At 22.7% G+C, this 20354-nt stretch carries 18 protein-coding genes and 2 pseudogenes; 7 read left to right on the forward strand and 13 right to left on the reverse strand.

The annotated features are described in order from the left end of the window. Positions 1 to 95: 95 nt before the first annotated feature. From AOQ89_RS01450 to prfB, 5 genes and pseudogenes are all read right to left on the reverse strand, one after another. A pseudogene (locus tag AOQ89_RS01450) lies at positions 96 to 985 on the reverse strand (exodeoxyribonuclease V subunit gamma); the annotation flags it as partial. A gap of 6 nt (positions 986 to 991) precedes the next feature. After that, positions 992 to 1791: pseudogene (thyA, locus tag AOQ89_RS01455) on the reverse strand (thymidylate synthase). Next, complete coding sequence (gene lgt / locus AOQ89_RS01460) at positions 1775 to 2638, reverse strand: prolipoprotein diacylglyceryl transferase (RefSeq protein WP_080872680.1); 864 nt, start codon at positions 2636 to 2638, stop codon at positions 1775 to 1777. The pseudogene thyA and the gene lgt overlap by 17 nt, the downstream one beginning before the upstream one ends. A gap of 16 nt (positions 2639 to 2654) precedes the next feature. Next, positions 2655 to 4148 carry a lysine--tRNA ligase gene (lysS, locus tag AOQ89_RS01465; RefSeq protein ID WP_080872681.1) on the reverse strand — a complete coding sequence of 498 codons (1494 nt, stop codon included), beginning with the start codon at positions 4146 to 4148 and terminating at the stop codon, positions 2655 to 2657. Between the two features lie 5 nt (positions 4149 to 4153). Then, the gene (gene prfB, locus AOQ89_RS01470; RefSeq protein WP_080872683.1) at positions 4154 to 5197 is read right to left on the reverse strand and encodes a peptide chain release factor 2; all 1044 of its coding nucleotides are present in this window, start codon (positions 5195 to 5197) and stop codon (positions 4154 to 4156) included. 62 nt (positions 5198 to 5259) lie between these two features. Between prfB and ygfZ the strand changes: the two genes are divergently transcribed. Continuing rightward, positions 5260 to 6234, forward strand: a complete 975-nt coding sequence (gene ygfZ / locus AOQ89_RS01475; RefSeq protein WP_080872684.1) for a CAF17-like 4Fe-4S cluster assembly/insertion protein YgfZ — start codon at positions 5260 to 5262, stop codon at positions 6232 to 6234. 4 nt (positions 6235 to 6238) lie between these two features. Here ygfZ and AOQ89_RS01480 read toward each other — a convergent pair whose 3' ends face one another. From AOQ89_RS01480 to speA, 7 genes are read right to left on the reverse strand one after another with little or no spacing between them, the layout of a single operon-like run. Beyond that, the gene (locus tag AOQ89_RS01480) at positions 6239 to 7384 is read right to left on the reverse strand and encodes an FAD-dependent monooxygenase (RefSeq protein ID WP_080872686.1); all 1146 of its coding nucleotides are present in this window, start codon (positions 7382 to 7384) and stop codon (positions 6239 to 6241) included. Next, the gene (locus AOQ89_RS01485) at positions 7381 to 8517 is read right to left on the reverse strand and encodes an FAD-dependent monooxygenase (RefSeq protein WP_080872689.1); all 1137 of its coding nucleotides are present in this window, start codon (positions 8515 to 8517) and stop codon (positions 7381 to 7383) included. The genes AOQ89_RS01480 and AOQ89_RS01485 overlap by 4 nt, the downstream gene beginning before the upstream one ends. Next, positions 8514 to 9185 (reverse strand): ribose-5-phosphate isomerase RpiA, encoded by a 672-nt coding sequence (gene rpiA, locus AOQ89_RS01490; protein WP_080872693.1) that lies wholly within the window; start codon positions 9183 to 9185, stop codon positions 8514 to 8516. Before rpiA ends, AOQ89_RS01485 begins: the two co-directional genes overlap by 4 nt. 46 nt (positions 9186 to 9231) lie before the next feature. Then, the gene (gene fbaA, locus AOQ89_RS01495) at positions 9232 to 10308 is read right to left on the reverse strand and encodes a class II fructose-bisphosphate aldolase (protein WP_080872697.1); all 1077 of its coding nucleotides are present in this window, start codon (positions 10306 to 10308) and stop codon (positions 9232 to 9234) included. A gap of 24 nt (positions 10309 to 10332) precedes the next feature. Next, positions 10333 to 11484, reverse strand: coding sequence for a phosphoglycerate kinase (locus AOQ89_RS01500; RefSeq protein ID WP_080872700.1), 1152 nt, complete (start codon positions 11482 to 11484; stop codon positions 10333 to 10335). 36 nt (positions 11485 to 11520) lie between these two features. Then, on the reverse strand, positions 11521 to 12447 hold the full coding sequence (gene speB / locus AOQ89_RS01505) for an agmatinase (RefSeq protein WP_080872703.1): 927 nt from the start codon (positions 12445 to 12447) through the stop codon (positions 11521 to 11523). Positions 12448 to 12464: 17 nt separating this feature from the next. Then, positions 12465 to 14354 carry a biosynthetic arginine decarboxylase gene (speA, locus tag AOQ89_RS01510; RefSeq protein WP_080872706.1) on the reverse strand — a complete coding sequence of 630 codons (1890 nt, stop codon included), beginning with the start codon at positions 14352 to 14354 and terminating at the stop codon, positions 12465 to 12467. Positions 14355 to 14563: 209 nt separating this feature from the next. Here speA and metK point away from each other — a divergent pair, with 209 nt between their 5' ends. The 6 genes from metK to hemW are packed head-to-tail and all read left to right on the forward strand — an operon-like array spanning position 14564 to position 19658. Further along, entirely contained in the window at positions 14564 to 15718 is a 1155-nt protein-coding gene (gene metK / locus AOQ89_RS01515) for a methionine adenosyltransferase (protein ID WP_080872710.1), read from the forward strand. Positions 15719 to 15734: 16 nt separating this feature from the next. Then, a complete protein-coding gene (locus AOQ89_RS01520) occupies positions 15735 to 16469 on the forward strand; it encodes an endonuclease (protein WP_080872715.1) in 735 nt (244 codons plus the stop codon). Continuing rightward, positions 16457 to 17455 (forward strand): glutathione synthase, encoded by a 999-nt coding sequence (gene gshB / locus AOQ89_RS01525; protein ID WP_080872719.1) that lies wholly within the window; start codon positions 16457 to 16459, stop codon positions 17453 to 17455. Before AOQ89_RS01520 ends, gshB begins: the two co-directional genes overlap by 13 nt. Before the next feature lie 40 nt (positions 17456 to 17495). Then, positions 17496 to 17852, forward strand: coding sequence for a Holliday junction resolvase RuvX (gene ruvX, locus AOQ89_RS03100; RefSeq protein ID WP_425356351.1), 357 nt, complete (start codon positions 17496 to 17498; stop codon positions 17850 to 17852). After that, positions 17849 to 18538, forward strand: a complete 690-nt coding sequence (locus AOQ89_RS01535; protein WP_080872726.1) for a YggS family pyridoxal phosphate-dependent enzyme — start codon at positions 17849 to 17851, stop codon at positions 18536 to 18538. The genes ruvX and AOQ89_RS01535 overlap by 4 nt, the downstream gene beginning before the upstream one ends. Further along, positions 18522 to 19658: a radical SAM family heme chaperone HemW gene (gene hemW, locus AOQ89_RS01540; RefSeq protein ID WP_243469329.1), complete on the forward strand. Its 1137-nt coding sequence runs from the start codon at positions 18522 to 18524 to the stop codon at positions 19656 to 19658. Before AOQ89_RS01535 ends, hemW begins: the two co-directional genes overlap by 17 nt. On the opposite strand, the gene trmB is transcribed toward hemW, so the two are convergent. Beyond that, the gene (trmB, locus tag AOQ89_RS01545; RefSeq protein ID WP_143715376.1) at positions 19650 to 20354 is read right to left on the reverse strand and encodes a tRNA (guanosine(46)-N7)-methyltransferase TrmB; all 705 of its coding nucleotides are present in this window, start codon (positions 20352 to 20354) and stop codon (positions 19650 to 19652) included. The two genes, hemW and trmB, sit on opposite strands and share 9 nt — an antisense overlap.

Genomic DNA, 20354 nt, shown 5'->3' on the forward strand with positions numbered 1-20354 from the left:
CTATTTTTTTTATTATTCTCAAAATTCTTACAGTACAGTATATCTTGTTGAATTGTTTGTAAAATATTTGTACTCTTTTTTAAGATGAAAAAATTTTTTTCTAAAATTTCCTTTTTTTCATATATTATAGATACAATAGATTTTATAATTTTCCCTAAAGAAAATAATAAAGAATTTTCAAATTTTTTATGAGAAAAAATTAAATTTTTTTTCTTATTTTTTGTTTCATTTTTTATGCTTTGCCAATATTCTAGACAAGGATTTTTTAAAAAGAAATATAAATTAGTATGATTTCTAAGAGAATAAAAAATTTCTAAAAAAATTGGAGGAATTGGAAAAATATTAAAAAAAAAATCCTTTTAGGAAGATTCAATATTCTTTCCTTTTTTTCCAAAAATTTTATACTTCTTATATACATACTTGATCTATCCCAAAAATGTGGATTACTATTTAAACTTTCTTTACAAATTTTTCTCCAAAGATACGATTGCCATTCCTCTGTTTTTTTATCTTTTATTTCAAAAATGCATTTATTCATATTCCATAGATACATCCAATCTGGTCTATAAATTAAATATTCATCAAATAATTCAGATACCTTTTGTGAAAATTGAAAGTATTTTCTTACATTTTTTTTATCTTTTAAATAGTTTTTAATAGAGTAGAATTTTTTATTGCGAACTAAATTGGGTAAAATTCTCATTATTCTCCAAGCAATTTCTCTTCTATTAAAAGTATTTTTTAGAGAAATTTTAGGAAAAATTTTTGATACTATTTTCCAAATAAAAGTAGAAGGAAGAAAAAACTTTAGATTTGCAGAAATTCCTGTCTTTTCTGCTAAAAATATTTTAATCCAATGTGCTATATTCATGTTTTGCACGATAATTATTTCTTCATCTAATGGATTTTCTTTTTTATTATTTAGGAAACAAGAAAGTAGTATTAAAAGTGCATCAAATTCATTAGAATTATACAAATTAAACATTGTCACCTATACAGATACTATAGCTTTAATAGATGGGTATGGATTATATCCTATAAAATCAAAATCATCTAAAACATATTGAAATAAAGATTTTGGTTTTCTTTTAATTACAAGTTTCGGTAACCTTCTAGGTTTTCTTCTTAATTGAATTTTAACTTGTTTTAGATGATTTAAGTAAATATGTATGTCTCCACCACTCCAAATCAAATCTCCTACATCTAAATCACATTGTTGTGCAAACATGTGTGTTAGTAGTGCGTAACTAGCTATATTAAAAGGTAGTCCTAAAAATACATCACAAGATCTCTGGTACATATGACAAGAAAGCTGATTATTTTTTCCTACATAAAATTGAAAAAGAACATGACAAGGAGGTATACACATTTTAGAAATATCAGATACATTCCAAGAAGAAATTAATATTCTTCTAGAATTTTTTTCTTCTTTTAAAATTTTTAAAGCTTCTGAAATTTGATCGATAGTTTTATTTTTTTTATACGAACGCCATTTTCTCCATTGTTTTCCGTAAATAGGTCCTAAATTTCCATTTTTGTCTTCCCATGCATTCCATATAGAAACGTTTTTTTTTTTAAGTATTTAGTATTAGTATCTCCATTTAAAAACCAAAGTAATTCGCATATTATTGCTTTAGTATTGCATTTTTTTGTTGTAAGTAGAGGAAATCCTATTTTTAGATCAAATCGCATCTGATATCCAAATATTGAAATTGTTCCAGTTTTTGTTCTATCTTCTTTTAGTATTCCAGTTTTTTGAATTTTTTTTACTAAATTAAGGTATTGTTGCATTTTTTTTCCTATTTATAGCAATGTAGATGCAAATTCCAAAAAAAATCATTAGTATTGATAGTATTTGACCCATGCTTAAAAAATTTAAAAAAACTCCTAAATTTTCATCTGGTTCTCTAAAAATCTCTGCTAAAAATCTAAATATTCCATAAGTAAACAAAAAAATACTAGAAATTATTCCAGAAGAAAATTTTTTTTTAGATAAAAATAATAAAATTAAATATAGTAATAGACCTTCTAAAAGCATTTCATAGATTTGAGATGGATGTCTAGGAAGCATTCCGTATTTTTTAAATGTTTCTATAAATTCTGGATTGTTACGTAAAAATACTTGATCTTGTGCACGACTATTTGGAAAAAGCATGCACCAAGAAAATTTTGTACATACTCTACCCCAAAGTTCTCCATTTATAAAATTTCCTATTCTTCCAAAGAAAATTCCTATAGGAGACAATTGAGATACTAAATCTGAAATTTTAAAAAATTTTTTCTTCATTCTATAAGAATAAATTTTTAAAGATATAATTGTTCCAATTAATCCTCCATGAAATGACATTCCTCCTTTCCAAATAAAAAAAATTTCTTTTGGATTTTTTATAAAAAAATCTGCTTCATAAATAAAAACATATCCTATTCTTCCTCCAATTATAATTCCTAAAAAAATATAGTACAAAAAATCTATAATTTCTTCTTTTTTAAGAAAAAAATTTTTTTTTTTAGATTTATTAACAATAATTAGCATAACAATTAGAAAACTTAAAAAATACATAAATCCGTACCAATAAAAAGAAATACCTCCTATAGAAAATATTTCTTTTTTAAAATTTGGAAAATGTAGATATTGCATAAATATACTATCAAAGTTAACTATTTTTTGTTTTTAAAATAGGAAATAAGATAACATCTTTTATACTTTCAGAATTTGTTAGTAGCATTACCAATCTATCTATTCCTATTCCCATTCCTGCTGTTGGAGGCATACCGTATTCTAGAGATTCTATATATTCTTTGTCATAAAATTCTTTCTCATTTTTATATTTTTTTTCTTGTAGTTGTTGTAAGAAATTTTTTGACTGCTCTTCTGGATCGTTGAGTTCAGAAAATCCATTTGCAATTTCCATACCGTGTACAAACAATTCAAATCTTTCAGAAAAATTCAAATTTTTTTTATTTTTTTTAGATAATGGAGAAATATCTGAAGGATAATCGGTAATAAAAGTAGGTTGAATAATGTTTTTTTCTATTTTCTTTTCAAAAATTTTCAGTTGTAGAGTTCCTAAATTCCAATGGTTTTCTACTGCAATATTTAAGGAAATTGCTATTTTTTTTAATTCTTTAAAATTTTTTAAATTTTCTTTTGTAATACTTGGAATTTTTTTTAGTATGATATTTTGTAGAGATATTTTTTCGAATGGTTTCTGAAAATCTATTTCTTTTTCTTTATATAGTATTTTTTTTTTTCTAAATATTGAATTTAGTATAAAATGGAAAAATTTTTCTGTAAATTTCATCAAATACTTATAACTTGCATAAGCTACGTATAACTCCATCATAGTAAATTCTGGATTATGTCTAGAAGATATTCCTTCATTTCTAAAATTCTTACTAATTTCAAATATTTTTTCAAAACCACCTACTATAAGTCTTTTTAAATAAAGTTCTGGTGCAATTCTTAAATATAATTTTAAATTTAAAGAATTATGATATGTAATAAAAGGCTTTGCAGAAGCACCTCCAGGTATTTTTTGCATCATAGGAGTCTCTACTTCTATGAAATTTTTAAAGTGCATAAAATCCCTAATTTTTTGAATAATTTTAGATCTTGTATAGAATACTTCTTTAGATTTTCTATTTAAAATTAAGTCTAGATACCTTTTTCTATATTTAATTTCTTTATCTGCAATTCCATAGAAATTTTTTGGAATAGGATGTAAAGATTTTGCTAAAATTTGAATTTTTTTACAATATATAGATAACTCTCCTGTTCTTGTTTTAAAAACTTTTCCTTTTATTCCTATAATATCTCCTATATCTATATATTTTTTAAGAATTTCGTATCGAAAATTTTTTATAAAATCTTTTTTACAATATACTTGTATTTCTTCTTTTTCATCTAGTATGGTTAAGAAAATTACTTTTCCTATATCTCTTTTAGATAAAATTCTTCCAGATATGCAAAAAATTTTTTTATTCTTTTCTGTTTCTATTTTTTTTTTTTCTTGAAAAATTTTTTTAATTTCTTTAGCAGAAGAGTTTTTTTCAAAATTTTGAAAAATACATTTTTCTTTTTTAAAAAAAGAAAGTTTTTCTTTTCTCATTCCGTATTCTAAATTTTTATTATATTCTACAATTTTCATAAAATTTACAATCCCATTTTTAGGCTTTCTCTAATAAATTGATCAATTTTTCCAGAAAGAACTTTATTTACTTCTCTAATTTCTAATTTAGTTCTTAAATCTTTTATCCTAGAATCGTCTAGTATGTAAGAACGTATTTGATTTCCCCAAGCAATTTCAGACTTAGAATTATCTATTGCTTTTTTTTTCATTTTTTTCTTTTTTCTATAAAAACTATGAATTTTTGCTACTAATTGCTTCATTGCAGATTTTCTATTAGAATGCTGAGATCTACTATTTTGGCATTGGGTTACTATATTAGTCGGTATATGTCTAATTCTAACTGCGGATTCTGTTCTATTAACATGTTGTCCTCCAGCTCCAGAAGATCTATAAAAATCAATTTTTAAATCGGAATTATTAATTTTTATTTTATTTTCGCACTGTATTTCTGGATATACAAAAATGGAACTAAATGAAGTGTGTCTTTTATGATTTGTATTAAAAGGACTTTTTCTAACTAATCTATGTATTCCAGTTTCTGTTCTCAACCAACCATAAGAATATTTTCCTTTGATTTTTATTGTAGCAGATTTTATTCCTGAAGACTCTCCTTTGGAAATGTAAATAATTTTTTTAGTATAGTTATGCAATGAGCACCATTGTAGATACATTCTTAATAATATAGATGACCAATCTTGAGCTTCTAATCCTCCAGATCCAGATTGAATATCTAAATAACAATTCATAGTATCATATTTTTTTCTAAACATTTGAGATAATTCCAATTTTTTGAGTTTTTTTTCTAAAATTTTCAATTCTAAAAAAATGTCCAAAAAAAGAGTATTTTCTTTTTCTAAAATAGCCATTTTCAATATCTCTTCTAGATCTAATAGCTCTTTTTTTAATAAAAGAAATTTTTTTCTAAAATTTTGATTATTGCTTGTATAAATTTTTTGAAAATAGTTTTTTTTTTCTGTGTTTTCATGAAATTTTAAAAAAACTTCTATACTATTTTTTATTTTTTTTATATCATTTAAATAATTTATTAGAGATTTTTCATTTTGCATATTTTACTTACGAAAAGTACTTTAAAATTATTAGTTTATAGAAAGAAACAAAAATATTATATATGAAAAATAATCTAGAAAAAGAAAATTTTATTATTCAAAGCAAAAATTTGCATTTAAGATGTATAGAATTTAAAAATTTACAGATAATTAAAACATTTGGGAAAGATTGTATAAAATACTTACAAAGTCAATTTTCTTGTAATATTGAATATTTTAAAAATTTAAAGTACAAAATTTGTACTCACTGTAATAATTCAGGAAAACTAATTACTGATCTTTCAATTATTCTTTTTAAGAATAGTGTATTTTATATTTTAAGAAAGGAATTATTTGAAACACACATTAAAGAATTAAAAAAATACTCTATTTTTTCAGATATAAAATTTGAAAAAGAGAATAAACAATATATTTTTGGATTAGTAGGAAAAAAATCAAAAATAATTATAAAAAATTTTTTTAACATTTTTCATTTCAGAAAGAAAATCATAAAAAAAAGAGAAAATTTTTTAGTACTTTTTAAAAAGCCTAAAGAACGATTTCTTTTAATTTTAGAAAGAAAAACTTCTTTAAAATTTAAAGAATTTTTAAGTAGTAAAAAAATTATTTTATCTAAAGAAGTACAGTGGGATTCTTTAAATATTGAATGTGGATACCCTATAATAAAGAAAAATACTTCTATTTTCTTTTCTCCTCATGAATTAAATTTTTCTAAATTAGGATCTATCAGTTATAAAAAAGGATGCTATTTAGGACAAGAACAAATTTCTAAAATAAGGCATAAAAAAATTTTTAAAAAATCTTTATACTGGTTATACGGATACTCAAAAATATTACCTAATCCAAAAGATATACTGCAAGTACAAGTGAAAAAGGGAATTTGGAAAAATTGTGGACATGTACTTTTTTCTTGTAAAAAAAATAAAAAAATTACTTGGATACAAGCAGTATTAAAAAATATTTCTTATAAAAAAAAATTTATCTATTTTCCAAAGGAAAAAAATAGCATTTTTTTTATAAAAAAAAAATTCTCTTAATTTTTTATTTAGAAATCAAATCAATTAAAATTTCTTTAAATTTGGGAAAATAATTTAAAATACTGATAGAAAGATTTCTTATTCTTTTATGAAAAAAATTATTTGATAAAAAGAAAAAATACAAAAATTCTATAGAAAAAAAAAGTAAGTATGATTTTTTTTTTAAGAAATTTTCTATCTTATTTTCATTAGTATGCAAATACTGTTTTTTTTTTATCTTTTTAAAAAATTGAAATAAAATTTTAGCTTCATGAATTCCTGCATTTAAATTTTGTCCGGCAAGAGGATGTAAACAATGTGCACAATTTCCTATAAAAAAAACACGTTTCTTAAAAAATTTTTTTATTATAAAAGTGTTTATTTCATTAAATTGTATTTTTTTCTGTATTTTGCATACTCCTAATTTTGAATCGAAAAAATTATTTACTAAATTTTCTAATTTTCTTTTTGTTATTTTTTTGTATTTTTTATTTTTTTGGTACCTTTCTGAAAGTATTATAAAACCTCTTTTTTCATTTTTTTTAGGAAGAAAAGCAAGTATTTTATTATTTCTAAATACTTGCAAGGCAGATTTTTTATGATTTTTTGTAATTTGAATATTTGCACAAACGATAAAATATCTGTTAGTAAAGAAAGGTAGAATATTATTCCTATTCGTAAAAAATTTTTCTTTTTCTGTACAAATTAGAAATTTTGTTCTAATTTTTTCTTTTTTTGCAAGAGAAATATACAAAAAATTTTTTCTTTTAACTTCCGTAATACTGCTATTCCAAAATATTACTATTTTTTTTTTAATGCTTTCTAACAAATTTTTCTTGAGAGAATTTTTTTCTAATATATATCCTATTTTTGTAAAAAAATCGTTTTTTTTTTCAAATTTTATTTTTTCAAATTTAAATTTTTTGAAAATTAGTATTTTTTTGTAGTAATTAATTAATTTATTAGGAAAATTTTTGAAAATTTCTAAATATTCTAAAAAATTTTTACTAGATTCATTTAAAGATACAAAAAATTGTTCTTTTTTTTCATAAAAGATCTTATTTTTTATTTTATCTAATAAACATACCTTGTATCCTAAATCAATTAAACTTTTTGCTAGACACAAACCTACTATACCAACTCCATAGATTGCAATATCAAATTTTTTCATTTTAATAAAAAATACATAATTCTTTTTATAAAAGTTTTTTGTAAAAATTTTATTTTTCTAATAAGTAAAAAAACAGTTTTTTTTAAAAAAATAAAACTATTACTTTTTGAAAGAAAAAATTTTTCTAAAATTTCTACAAAATTTATAATTTTTTTTCTCTCTTGATTTCTGTACTTAGTATATTGGTACAAATCAATATATTTTATAGACCTATTTTTTTTTATAATTTTTGATATTATTTTAATGATACAATAAGTATCTCTTAAATTTAAATTAAATCCTTGTGCACATATTGGATGAAATATTTGTGCAGCATTACCAATGAAAATAGAATTATTGTAGAATACATTTTTTGTAAAATGCATATTTAGAGTATAGCACCTATTTTTTTTTATTCTTAGTATTTTTCCTAAAATAGGTTTTGTATATTTTTTTATTTTTAAAAAATTTTTCTTTTTAGAAAAATTTTTTTTTTCATATTTTATGCTTTTAAACCATATTAAAGAATACAAAAATTTTTTTTTGGGAATAAGAGTCATTAATCCAAAATCTCCAAAATGCTCATAAGAAGTATAATAATTTGGATTTTTAACATACACTTCAAATGTATAAGCTTTATTAAAGTACTTTTTTTTTTGTATTTCTAAGAGTGATTCATCAAAAAAAAAATTTTTTTCAGTATATACAACTAAATCAATTTTAATTTTTTTTTTATTTTTTAAGAAAATTATATTATTTTTTTTTTCTTTTATTTTAGAAATATTAGAAAAATCAATAATTTTTATATTTGAACATTTTTTGGTAATTTTTAAAAGTTTATTTTTAAATTTTTTGAGATTAATTGAATAACCAATTTTGATGCAATCAGGATGAGAATAAGAAAAAGATACAGAATTTTGGTACGAAAAAACTATTTTTTTTATAGGAAAAGAATATTTTTTGATATGATTCCATATTTTTAGAGATACTAATCTTTTGTAACTTTTATAAGAAATAGCTATTGTCTTACTTTCATCCTTTTCTTTATTCTTTCTAATAAGTAAAAAGATTTTTGCTTTTTTTTTTGAAAATTTTCTTATTCCTATAGAAAATATATAGGAAATTATACTATCACCAATAACTGCGATTTTCATGTAATTTTTTTGCTTTTTATAATTTTAATAGTTTGATTTTTTTTACCTACTATTAACAAATCTGCTTTTTTGATAGAAAAAATACCATTTGTTACTACTCCAGGTATACAATTGATTTTTTTTTCTAAACTTTCTGGATTAGAAATTTTCAAATTGTATATATCTACTATAATATTTCCATTTTCGGTAAAAAAGTTTTTTCTGTGTATAGGAATACCTCCTATTTTTTTAATTTCTTTACAAAATAAAGGATACGATATTGGTATAATTTCTACAGGTATAGGAAATTTTTTAAATTTTTTTACTAACTTTTTTTCTTCCACAATGCAAATAAATTTTTTTGAACAATATGATACTATTTTTTCTGCTGTTAAAGCACCTCCTCCTCCTTTAATCATTTCTAAATTTTTATTCACTTCATCCGCACTGTCAATGTAAACATCAATTTTTTCTACAAAATTACAGTCAAATATAGGTATCTTAATTTTTTTAATTTGTAGCAAAGAATGCATAGAAGTAGATACAATTCCTACAATTTTGTGTCTAATACATTGAATTTGTTGAATAAAATAAGATACAGTTTTTCCTGTTCCTATTCCTAAAATTGATCCTTTAGGTATATACTTTATTGCCTCAATTCCTATTTTTTTTAAAATTTCTTTATTCATATTTATTTTTGATACTTATAGAAAAATTTTAGACTAAAATAAAAATTTATAAAAAATTTTCAGAATTGCAAATTCTGAATATAGATTTTAACTTTGAGATAACACATTTTTGCGAATTTCTAATCCAGGATCTTGGATCATAGAACTTTTTATTCGGTAAGTATTTTCCTTTAGGATTTCCTATTTGAGAATGAAGAAAATCTTTATACTTTTTATAAAAATTTAGTACTCCTATCCAAGAGCTCCATTGTATGTCTGTATCAAAATTAATTTTTACAACTCCATATTCTATACATTCTTTTATTTTTTCTTCTTCAGTTCCAGAACCTCCATGAAATACGAAATTTATAGGATTTTTTGGAACAAAATTTTTCTTAGATACATATTTTTGAGATTCGTACAATATTTTAGGTTTTAGCTTAATATTTTCTTTTTTGTATACTCCATGTACGTTTCCAAAAGAAGCAGCAATTGTAAAATTTTTTCCTATTTTGTTAAGTTCCTTATAAGCATAAAATACCTCTTTAGGATTAGTGTAAAGGAGCTCATTCTTTATATTACTATTATCTACTCCATCTTCTTCTCCTCCAGTGCATCCAATTTCTATTTCTAAATTTATATCTAATTTCTTTGTAATTTTCAGATATTTTTTACTAATAGATATATTGTTTTTTAGTTTTTCTTTTGAAAGATCAAGCATATGAGAAGAAAAAATTGGTTTTTTATATAAAGAATAGTATTTTTTTTCTTCTTCAAGAATTTTATTTAACCAATATATTATTTTTTTATTACAATGATCCGTGTTAATTATAACAGGTATTTTATAGTACTTAGATAAATTTATTATATGCATAGCTCCAGAAATTGCTCCTATAATTGGAGCGTATTTATTATTTTTATAGAAATAGTTTCCTGCTATAAAGGATGAGCCTCCGTAAGAAAATTGAATAATTACTGGAGATCTTCTTTCTGCAGAAGCTTCCATAACTGCATTAATTGAATCAGTATTGATGCAATTGATAGCAGGTATTGCAAATTTTTTTTCTTTTGCAAATGAAAAAATGTTTTCTAAATCTCTTCCTACTACTACTCCAGGTTTTACAAATTGTGAAATTTTTAGCATTTTTCTCTCTACTTATAGTTTTAATTATTTTTTTAGTATTTCGATACAAGGTATTTTTTTTCCTTCTATAAATTTTAAAAACGAACCTCCTCCTGTCGAAACATAAGAAAAATTTTCTAAAGAAAAATTTAGTGTTTTTAGTGTAGCTATTGTATCTCCTCCTCCTAGTAAAGAAAATGCTCCACTATCAATAATATACTGAATAATTTTTTTAGTTCCTTCCGAAAATCCTTGTATTTCACATACTCCCATTGGTCCATTCCAAATAATAGTTTTTGCTTGTAGAATTAGTTTCTTAAAAATTTTTATTGATTGATTTCCTATATCAAGAATTTTTTCTTTATTTTCAATTTCATAGATTTTTTTATTAAAAATTTGACTTTTTTTACTAGAATTTAGTACTTTTACATCTATTGGATAGTAAATTTTTTTTGTATTAAAAAATTTTTTTGCTTTTTCTATGTAGGAAGGTTCGTATAAAGAATTTCCAATACTACAATTTTTTGCTGCTATAAAAGTATTTGCTATTCCTCCACCTACAATAATATTATTAGATATTTTTAGTAAGTTTTTTATAATAGAAAATTTTGTGGATAATTTAGCTCCTCCTAGTATAGATACTATAGGTTTTTTAGGATTTAACAAAGCTTTTTGTATATTTAAAATTTCCTTTTCTAATAGAATTCCTCCACAAGAAATAGGAACAAATTTACTAATTCCATAATTGGAAGATTGTTTTCTATGAGCAACACCAAATGCATCCATTACAAAAATATCGCATAAAGAAGCATATTTTTTTGAAAGTAGAATTTCATTATTCTTTTCTCCTTTATTAAATCTAACGTTCTCTAATAAAAAAATTCCTTTTTGATCAAAATTTTCTTTTTTAGATAAATCCTTCTTTAAAAATACAGGAAAATTTAGTAATTTTTGCAGTAATTTTGCAATTGGATATAAAGAATATTTTTCTTCATAAAGTCCTTCTTTAGGTCTTCCTAAATGAGAAGCTAGTATGATATTAGCATTTTTTTTTAACGCAAATTGTATTGTAGGAAGTGCCGATTTAATACGAAAATCAGATAATATTTTTCCAGAGTGTATAGGAACATTTAAATCTGATCTAATAAATAAAGTTTTATTTTGTATGTCTATATCTTTTATAGTGAGTATTTTCATATTTGTACGAAAGTATATATTAAATGGTTAAATTTTTTATCGAAAATTATAAAATCGAAAAGCTTGTATATACAACATTTCTAAAGCTATAGTTGCTGCAAGTAAAGATGTGATCTCTGCATAATCGTAAGGAGGGGAAACTTCAACAATGTCCATTCCTATTATATTGATATTTTTCAATTTTCTAATTATTTGTAAAACTTTATTACTACTTATTCCTCCTACTACAGGAGTACCTGTACCTGGAGCATAAGAAGGATCAACACAATCTATATCAAAAGTTAAATAAACGAATGAATCTTTAACAGTTTTTATAATTATATCAGAAATTTTCTTTATGCTTGTGTTATTTATGTAATCTGAATCTAAAGTTAGAAAATCATTTTTTTCGTATTCAGTTCGAACTCCAATTCTTATGCAATTCTTTTCTTCTATTAAGTCTTCTTTTTTGGCCTGCAGAAAAATTGTTCCATGATCGAATAAATTATTTGTTTCATAATCATCAGAATGAGCATCAAATTGAATAATAGAAATTTTTCCAAAAAATTTTTTATAAGCTCTTAATATAGGCAAAGTAATGAAGTGATCTCCTCCAAAAGTGAGCATTTTTTTTTTATTTTTTAATAAATTTTCGGAGTGTTTTTGTAAAATATTGCAAAAAGATTCTATGTTGCCACAAGGAAATTCTAAATCACCGTAATCTACAACTCGTAGATATTTTCTGAAATTAAAATTCCAAGGCCATCTTTTTTCTTCCCAAAATAAATTACTAGATATTTTTCTAATATGCGTAGGAGCTAACTTACTTCCTGATCTTCCAGAACTAGCCATATCAAAAGGAACACCAGTTACTACGAAATCTGAAGAAGAATTGTAAGCATTTGATACAATTGGAAACTTCAAAAATCCAAAAGAATTTGAAACCAAAGAAGAATTTTTTTGATTTTTAAATAAAATTTTCATTATAAGATTTTTTCCATTTATTCTAAATATGTACTTTTTTTTAAAAAAGATTTTATGTATCGAATGATTTTATTTTTTTCTTCTAGATCATTCTTATTTTTTTTATTTTCAAGATTATTTATAAAGTTTTTGTAGTTTATATTTGTAAAATTTAGCATATCCGAAATTTTATCATTTGAAGATATTTGTTTAATTTTTAGTTTTTTTCTTCTACTAATTTTAACTATAAAATTTTTAGTTTTTCCAAATAAATTATGAAAATTTCCTAAAATATCTTGGTATGCACCTATCATAAAAAATCCTATTACAGGTGGATTATTAATATTATAGTCATACATAAGTAAAGTTTTTTTAATATTTCCATTTCCTACGTATTTTTTGATTATACCATCAGAATCACAAGTATTATCTACCAAAATTGATCTATTAGAAAGTTTTTCATTTAATCCATGTATTGGAAGAATTGGAAAAATTTGTTTTATACCCCAAATATCTGGTAAAGATTGAAAAATAGAAAAATTTACATGCATTTTTTCAGCTATTTCTTTTTCAATTTTTTCTTGTATTTTTCTATTTTTAATATGCATTTTTTCAAAAATCTTAAAGATAGAATGGAAAAAATTTTTGTATATTTGATCTACTAAGTTCATGGTAAAGATGTCAATTTTTTCATTTTTGTATTTCTTTTGTAGTTTTTGAAACCATTTTTCTATTTCATCTATCCCATCCATTAATTTTTTTTCTGTCTTAATCGATTGAATTAAATTTTTTTTCTTTTTCCAAAATAGCTTAATAATTTTTGATTGTTTATTAATACTAAGTATTTTTTTATATCTACTTCTTTCTGTAAAAGTTACTTTAGATATTAAAACTTTATGATGAGCTGTAATAGTTCTTCCAGATTCAGTAATAATTGTTGGAAATAATAATCGATTTTCTTGACAAGCATTTTTAATGTATTTCACTATACAATTAGCATACTCTTGCATTTCGTAATTTTTGCTACTTTGATGATTCCTTATTCCAGAATAATCTACTGCTATGCCTCCTCCAACATCTATATAATGTACTTCTATTCCAAGTTTAGAAATCTCTATAAAAAATTTTACGCATTCTTTTATACTTTTTCTTATATATTTTATATCGAATATTTGCGAACCAATATGAAAATGCAAAAAGTCTAATTTTTTAAGTATTTTATTTCTTCTTAAAAACCTAACTATTTTAACAATATCTCTTATAGAAAGTCCAAATTTGTATTTATTATAAAAACTATTTTTTTCTTCTTTATTGTATTTTTTTTCTTCTAGCAACTTTACTCTAATTCCTATATGAGGAAATAAAGAAATATCATTTATAGACTGTAATATTAGTTTAATTTCTTGAATTTTTTCAATTACTATATATACTTTGTATTTAATTTTTTTTCCAATTAAAGCTAATTTAATATATTCGGTATCTTTATTTCCATTACATATAATTATTGTTTTTTTACTAATTGCAAAAGAATATATTGCCATTAATTCAGCTTTTGATCCACATTCTAATCCAACAGTATATTTAGTGGATAAGATACTCTTTATTACGTAATGATTTTGATTAACTTTGATTGGATAGACAAATATATATTTTCCGAAAAAATTGTACTTTTTTTTTGCTCTTTTAAAACAATAATTTATTAATTTGACTCTATTTTTTAAAATTTGAGGGAAAGATACTGTATAAGGATATTTTTTATTACTAATTTTAGTATTTTTTGTTAATTCAAACAAATCAATAAAATTTTCCGTATTATTAGGATTAGGATAAACAAGAATACTTCCAAATTTGCTAATCTGATAGTATCTTTCGCCCCAATTTTTGATATTATACATATTTTTAGAAACCTTTATTTTTCTAATTTTCATGAATTTTATGTAAAATGTATTTTTAAAGAATTATTGTATAAATAAAAAATTTTTCTTAAAATTGCTTATTTTATAAATATAAGAATTATGAAATAAATTATAAATTTTTTTATTTTACTAAATTTTACAAAAAAATAGATGTTATATTTTAATATATATTAACAATAAATTAATAAATAAAACATTGAAAAATTAATTAGGAAAAACAAATGTCTCATAAATTATTTACCTCTGAATCTGTTTCAGAAGGTCATCCCGATAAAATTGCTGATCAAATTTCTGACACTATACTAGATGCTATTTTATCTCAAGATTCTTTTGCAAAGGTTGCTTGTGAAACTTATATTAAAACTAATATGATTTTAGTTGGAGGAGAAGTAGATACTACTGCTTCTATTAACATAGAAGATTTAGTAAAAAAAACAATTGATGAAATTCAAGATTTTCATATAGATTCAGATTTTAATTCTAATTCTTGTGCTATACTCAATTTTTTAGGAAAACAATCTAAAGATATTGCAAGAGGAATAAAAAATAAAAACCCTTTTCAACAAGGAGCTGGAGATCAAGGGATAGTTTTTGGATACGCAACTAATGAAACAGAATTTCTTATGCCAGCTCCTATCACATATGCCAATTTGCTAATGAAAAGACAGTCGTACACTAGAAAAAAAAAAATAATTCCATGGCTAAAACCAGACGCAAAAAGTCAAATTACATTTGTATATAAAGACGGAAAAATAATTGGAATAGATTCAGTAGTATTATCTACTCAACATGAGAAAGATATTAAGATTACAGAAATTAGAGAAGCAGTTATGGAAGAAATTATCAAACCAGTTTTACCTAATAAATGGCTTTCGAAGTATACAAAATATTTTATTAATCCTACTGGAAGATTTGTTATTGGAGGACCTATAGGAGATTGCGGACTTACAGGAAGAAAAATAATTGTAGATACATACGGAGGAATGGCGAGACATGGAGGAGGAGCATTTTCTGGAAAAGACCCTTCTAAGGTAGATCGTTCTGCTGCATATGGAGCAAGATATATAGCAAAAAATATAGTAGCTGCAGGCCTTGCAGATAAATGCGAAATACAAATTTCCTATGCTATAGGAGTACCAGAACCTACAGCAATAACAATAGACGGTTTTGGAACAGAAAAAATACCAAATAGTACTCTTTCTAAATTAGTAATTGAACTTTTTGATCTTAGACCGTATGGTTTAATAAAAATGCTGGATCTTTTAAAACCAATTTATAAAAAAACTTCTGTATATGGACATTTTGGAAGAAAAGAATTTTCTTGGGAAAAAACTGATAAAGCTGATTTACTTAAAAAATCAGTAAAAAATTATTAGAAATTTTATAAATACTATGAAACATACAAAAAAAATTAAAAAAATTATACTACTTTTTTCTTTATTTTATTCTTTTTCTATTTTTTCAAAAAATTTCCTAATTACTAAAAAAATTGCTAAAAGTATACATTATGAGAATCCAAAAACTTTTTATTGTTCTTGTAAAATAATATACCAAAATTCTAATAAATTAATTCCAGATCTAAGTTCTTGCTCTTATAAAATAAGAAAAAACAAAGTTCGCGCTAATAGAATAGAATGGGAACATATCGTTCCAGTTTCGGTAATTAAAGAAAAATACTGTAGAAAAGAAAAAAAAGAGATTTGTTCAAAAAATAAAAAATTTCAGCAAGCGAAAAATGACCTGCATAATTTACAGCCTGTAATTGGAGAAATAAACGGAGATAGAAGAAACTATCGATATGGAGAATTAGAAAATTATACTGATTTTCAATATGGATCTTGCAAAATCAAGATAGATTTTCATAAAAAAATTATAGAACCTTTTCAAGAAAGTAAAGGAATAGTAGCAAGAACTTATATGTACATGAATAGTATGTATGAAATAAAAATTTCAGATGAAGATATGGAAATTTATCGTAATTGGAATAATTTGTACCCTGCAAAAGATTGGGAATGTTTAAGAAACATAAAAATATATAAAGTACAAGGAAGAATAAATAAGTATATTAGTGAATCCTGTAAGAAAAATAAAAATAAAATAAACTTTATAAAACCATGGATACAATAAATATTGGAGTTGTAATGGATAGTATCAATAAAATTAATATTTTTAAAGATACTACGTATGCAATGCTTTTAGAAGCTCAAAAAAGAAAATATAAAATATTTTATATGGAAATTAGTGATCTTTATCTAAAAAATAATATCGCTAAATCTAAAGTAAGAATTTTATCTATAAAAAATAAAGAAAAAAAATGGTGTTTCTTTCAGAATCATGAAGATATAGAATTGCAAAATTTAGATATTATTCTAATGAGGAAAGATCCTCCAGTAAATGAAAATTTTCTAAATGCAACTTATATATTAGAGTATGCAGAAAATCAAGGAACATTAATTATCAATAAACCAAAAATTTTAAGAAATTTTAATGAAAAAATTTCTTCTAATATATTTAGAAAATATTCTCCAGAAACTATCATTAGTTGCGATTATAAAATTATAAAAGAATTTTTAGAATTTCACAAAGAAGTCATTTTAAAACCTACTGGATTTTTTGGTGGTCATTGTGTTTTTTATGTCAAAAAACAAGATCCAAATTTTTCTGTTATTTATGAAAGTATTACAAAAAATGGAAAAAATTTTTGTATAGCACAAAAGTTTTTGCCAGAAATAAGAAAATTGGGAGATAAAAGAATTTTTTTAGTTGATGGAGAACCTATACCTTATTGTTTTTGCAGATTTCCTAAATACGGGGAAATTCGAAGCAATCTTTCTGCAGGTGGAACTGGAAAAGTGGAATTACTTTCTGATCAAGATTGGGAAATTTCTAAATCCATAGGCCAGATTCTAAAAAAAAAAGAAATTTTTTTTGCAGGATTAGATGTGATAGGAAAGTACTTAACAGAAATAAACATAACTAGTCCTACATGTATGCAACAAATAGAAAGAGAATCTTCAATTTCTATAAAAAAAATTTTTTTTGATATACTAGAAGAAAAAATAAAAAAAAAATCCAGTATGAAAAAAAATAAAAAAAAACGTTATTTGCTTTGATTACGGAATTAAGAATATAGGAGTAGCTGTAGGACAATTTATTACTCAAACTGCTTCTCCTATAGATTGTATTCGATGTGTTTTAGGAAATCCAGATTGGAATAAAATTTCTAAAGTTCTTGAAGAATGGAATCCATACTACATAGTTGTAGGATACCCAATAGATATATATGGAAAACTACAAAATATTTCTATTCTTTCAAAAAATTTTGCAAAAAAAATACAAAAAAAATATAAGAAAAAAGTTTTCTTGCAAGATGAAAGACTAACTACCGTAGAAGCTAAAAGAAACATATTAAATATGCGTAAGAAAAAATATTTTAACAAACACTATATTAATTCCTATTCTGCAGTTGTTATACTAGAAAGTTGGTTTAATGAATCTAATTTTATATGAATACACAAAAAAGTAAAATTAAAAAAAATTTTTTTTCTTTAAAACGTAGAATAAAAGAAATATCTAAAAAAAATTTTTTAAGTAGTAAAAAAATTACTATTTTAGTAGTTACAAAAGGTAGATCTTTAGAGGAAATGCAATCTGTACTTAATTGCAAAAATTTTAATTTTGGAGAAAATTATGTGCAAGAGTCAATAAAAAAGATCAATTTTTTCAAAAAAGAAAAAAAAATTTCTTGGCATTTTATAGGAAATTTGCAATCAAATAAAAGTTCTTATGTAGCCAAAAATTTTGATTGGTACCATAGTTTAAATAGTTTTAAAATAGCTGATAGAATAGAAAAACAAAGACCGAATAGTATGAAACCAATTAAAGTATTGATACAATTAAATGTAGATAAAAGAGAAAATAATTTTGGAGTTTCTGAAGAAAATGCGTTTCTTTTAGCTAATTATATAAAAAAATTTAAAAATTTAGATTTTTCCGGAATTATGGTGATGCCAAAAATAGAGAAATCTTTTACGAAACAAATAAAAAAATTTTTATATGCTAAAGAAATATTTGATAAATTAAAAAAAGTACATCCACAGATTAGTGTACTTTCTATGGGTACTACTCAAGATATGCAATCTGCTATTATTTCTGGAAGCAATCTTATAAGGATAGGGAGTGGCATATTTGAATAATTCAAAATCAATTAGTTTGTACATACACATACCTTGGTGCAGGAAAAGATGCTACTATTGTGATTTGCATACTTATAAGCTTCAAAATTCTTTTTTACATAAAATTTATATAAAAAATCTTTTAAAAGATTTAGAACAAGATATACTTCTTTTTAATTTAAAAAAAAGTAGAATACGAACTGTATTTATTGGAGGAGGAACTCCAAGTCTCGTATCTGAAAAATTGATAAAATTTTTAATGCATGAAATATCTAAAAGAATAGAAATACAAAAAAATGCAGAAATTACTATAGAAATACATCCAAAAGACGTAAACTACAAAAAAATTTATTCATATTTGTCTTCTGGAATCAATAGAATATCTTTTGGAATGCAATCTACCTACAAAAATCAATTGAATCTCATTGATAGAAGTTATAATTTTCATATGATAAATAATTTTTTAAAGATAATTAAAGATTGCGGTTTTAAAAATATTAATTTAGATATTATGTATGCTCTCCCAAATCAAAATTTAAATTTAGCTATAGAAGATCTAAAAAATTCTATTTCTTTACAAACAAATCACATATCTTGGTATAGATTTACCGTAAGCGAAAACACTATGAAGAAAAAGAACATTTCAGAAGATACAGCAATTGAAATATCTAATGTTGGAGAAAAATTTTTAGAAGAAAATGGTTATAAAAAATACGAAATTTCTTCTTATGCAAAAAATACTCAAAATCAATGCTTACATAATTTAAATTATTGGAATTTTGGAGATTATATAGGAATAGGATGTGGTGCACATGGAAAAATTACAAAAAATAAAAAAATTTATAGAACGGAAAAAAATAAAGTATTGAACAAATATATGAAAAATAACTTCATAAAAAAAATAATTACTCTACAAGAAAAAGATATAATAATAGAGTTTTTTATGAATAAATTTAGAATAAATAGTCTTATTCAAAAACAAGAATTTTTCGATAAGACTGGAATAAATCCTAAAAAATTAAAACCATGTATTACTAAATCAATAAAAAAAAAGTATCTTATTGAAAAAAATAAATTTTGGAAAGTAACTAAAATGGGAAAAAATTTTTTAGATAATTTACTAGAATTATTTTTAGTATAGTTTTTTATAAGATAATTCTAGTATTTTTGAATTTTGAGATTTTTTAAAAAAATATTTTGTATTTAAATACTTTACTACTCTTGTTTTATTTTGTATTTTATGAAAATAGGAACTTTTTTTTAATATATTTTTCACTTCTTTTATATAAGAAACACTATCGCTAACCATTCTAAATTTTCCAAAATACTTTAATTTTTTAAATATTTTTTCTAAAAAATTTTTTTTAAGCATTCTTCTTTTTTTATGTTTATTTTTATTCCAAGGATCGGGAAAAAAAACAAATATTTCTTCAATAGAATTATCAGGTATCATATACTGTAGAATTGAGTATGCATCAAAATATATAATTTTTAAATTTGTAATTTTCATTTCTTCTATTATCTGTAAGCATCGTGCGATTCCAGGAAGGTATACTTCAATTCCTAAAAAGAATTTTTTAGGAAATTTTTTTGCTAATTGCGTTATAAAAATTCCATTACCAAATCCTATTTCTAAAATAACTGAATTTTTTTGAAAAAAAATTAGAGATTTGATATATTTTTTTTTGAATTGTACTAAATTTTTGTTCCATTGTTCACAAATATATTTTCTTTGCATATTTGTTATTTTTCTTCTTCTAATAGAAGAATTTTTAATAGTTTTTTTAAAAATAAAATCTTCTTGAAATTTTTGTATTTTTTTAAATAAACTTTTCAT

The organism is bacterium endosymbiont of Pedicinus badii, from assembly GCF_002075085.1.
GTDB lineage: Bacteria > Pseudomonadota > Gammaproteobacteria > Enterobacterales > Enterobacteriaceae > PRUG.

Coding starts and splice junctions, on each gene's coding strand:
- lgt (WP_080872680.1), bottom strand. CDS start 2,638: ATGCAATATCTACATTTTCCAAATTTTAAAAAAGAAATATTTTCTATA.
- lysS (WP_080872681.1), bottom strand. CDS start 4,148: ATGAAAATTGTAGAATATAATAAAAATTTAGAATACGGAATGAGAAAA.
- prfB (WP_080872683.1), bottom strand. CDS start 5,197: ATGCAAAATGAAAAATCTCTAATAAATTATTTAAATGATATAAAAAAA.
- ygfZ (WP_080872684.1), top strand. CDS start 5,260: ATGAAAAATAATCTAGAAAAAGAAAATTTTATTATTCAAAGCAAAAAT.
- AOQ89_RS01480 (WP_080872686.1), bottom strand. CDS start 7,384: ATGAAAAAATTTGATATTGCAATCTATGGAGTTGGTATAGTAGGTTTG.
- AOQ89_RS01485 (WP_080872689.1), bottom strand. CDS start 8,517: ATGAAAATCGCAGTTATTGGTGATAGTATAATTTCCTATATATTTTCT.
- rpiA (WP_080872693.1), bottom strand. CDS start 9,185: ATGAATAAAGAAATTTTAAAAAAAATAGGAATTGAGGCAATAAAGTAT.
- fbaA (WP_080872697.1), bottom strand. CDS start 10,308: ATGCTAAAAATTTCACAATTTGTAAAACCTGGAGTAGTAGTAGGAAGA.
- AOQ89_RS01500 (WP_080872700.1), bottom strand. CDS start 11,484: ATGAAAATACTCACTATAAAAGATATAGACATACAAAATAAAACTTTA.
- speB (WP_080872703.1), bottom strand. CDS start 12,447: ATGAAAATTTTATTTAAAAATCAAAAAAATTCTTCTTTGGTTTCAAAT.
- speA (WP_080872706.1), bottom strand. CDS start 14,354: ATGAAAATTAGAAAAATAAAGGTTTCTAAAAATATGTATAATATCAAA.
- metK (WP_080872710.1), top strand. CDS start 14,564: ATGTCTCATAAATTATTTACCTCTGAATCTGTTTCAGAAGGTCATCCC.
- AOQ89_RS01520 (WP_080872715.1), top strand. CDS start 15,735: ATGAAACATACAAAAAAAATTAAAAAAATTATACTACTTTTTTCTTTA.
- gshB (WP_080872719.1), top strand. CDS start 16,457: ATGGATACAATAAATATTGGAGTTGTAATGGATAGTATCAATAAAATT.
- AOQ89_RS01535 (WP_080872726.1), top strand. CDS start 17,849: ATGAATACACAAAAAAGTAAAATTAAAAAAAATTTTTTTTCTTTAAAA.
- trmB (WP_143715376.1), bottom strand. CDS start 20,354: ATGAAAAGTTTATTTAAAAAAATACAAAAATTTCAAGAAGATTTTATT.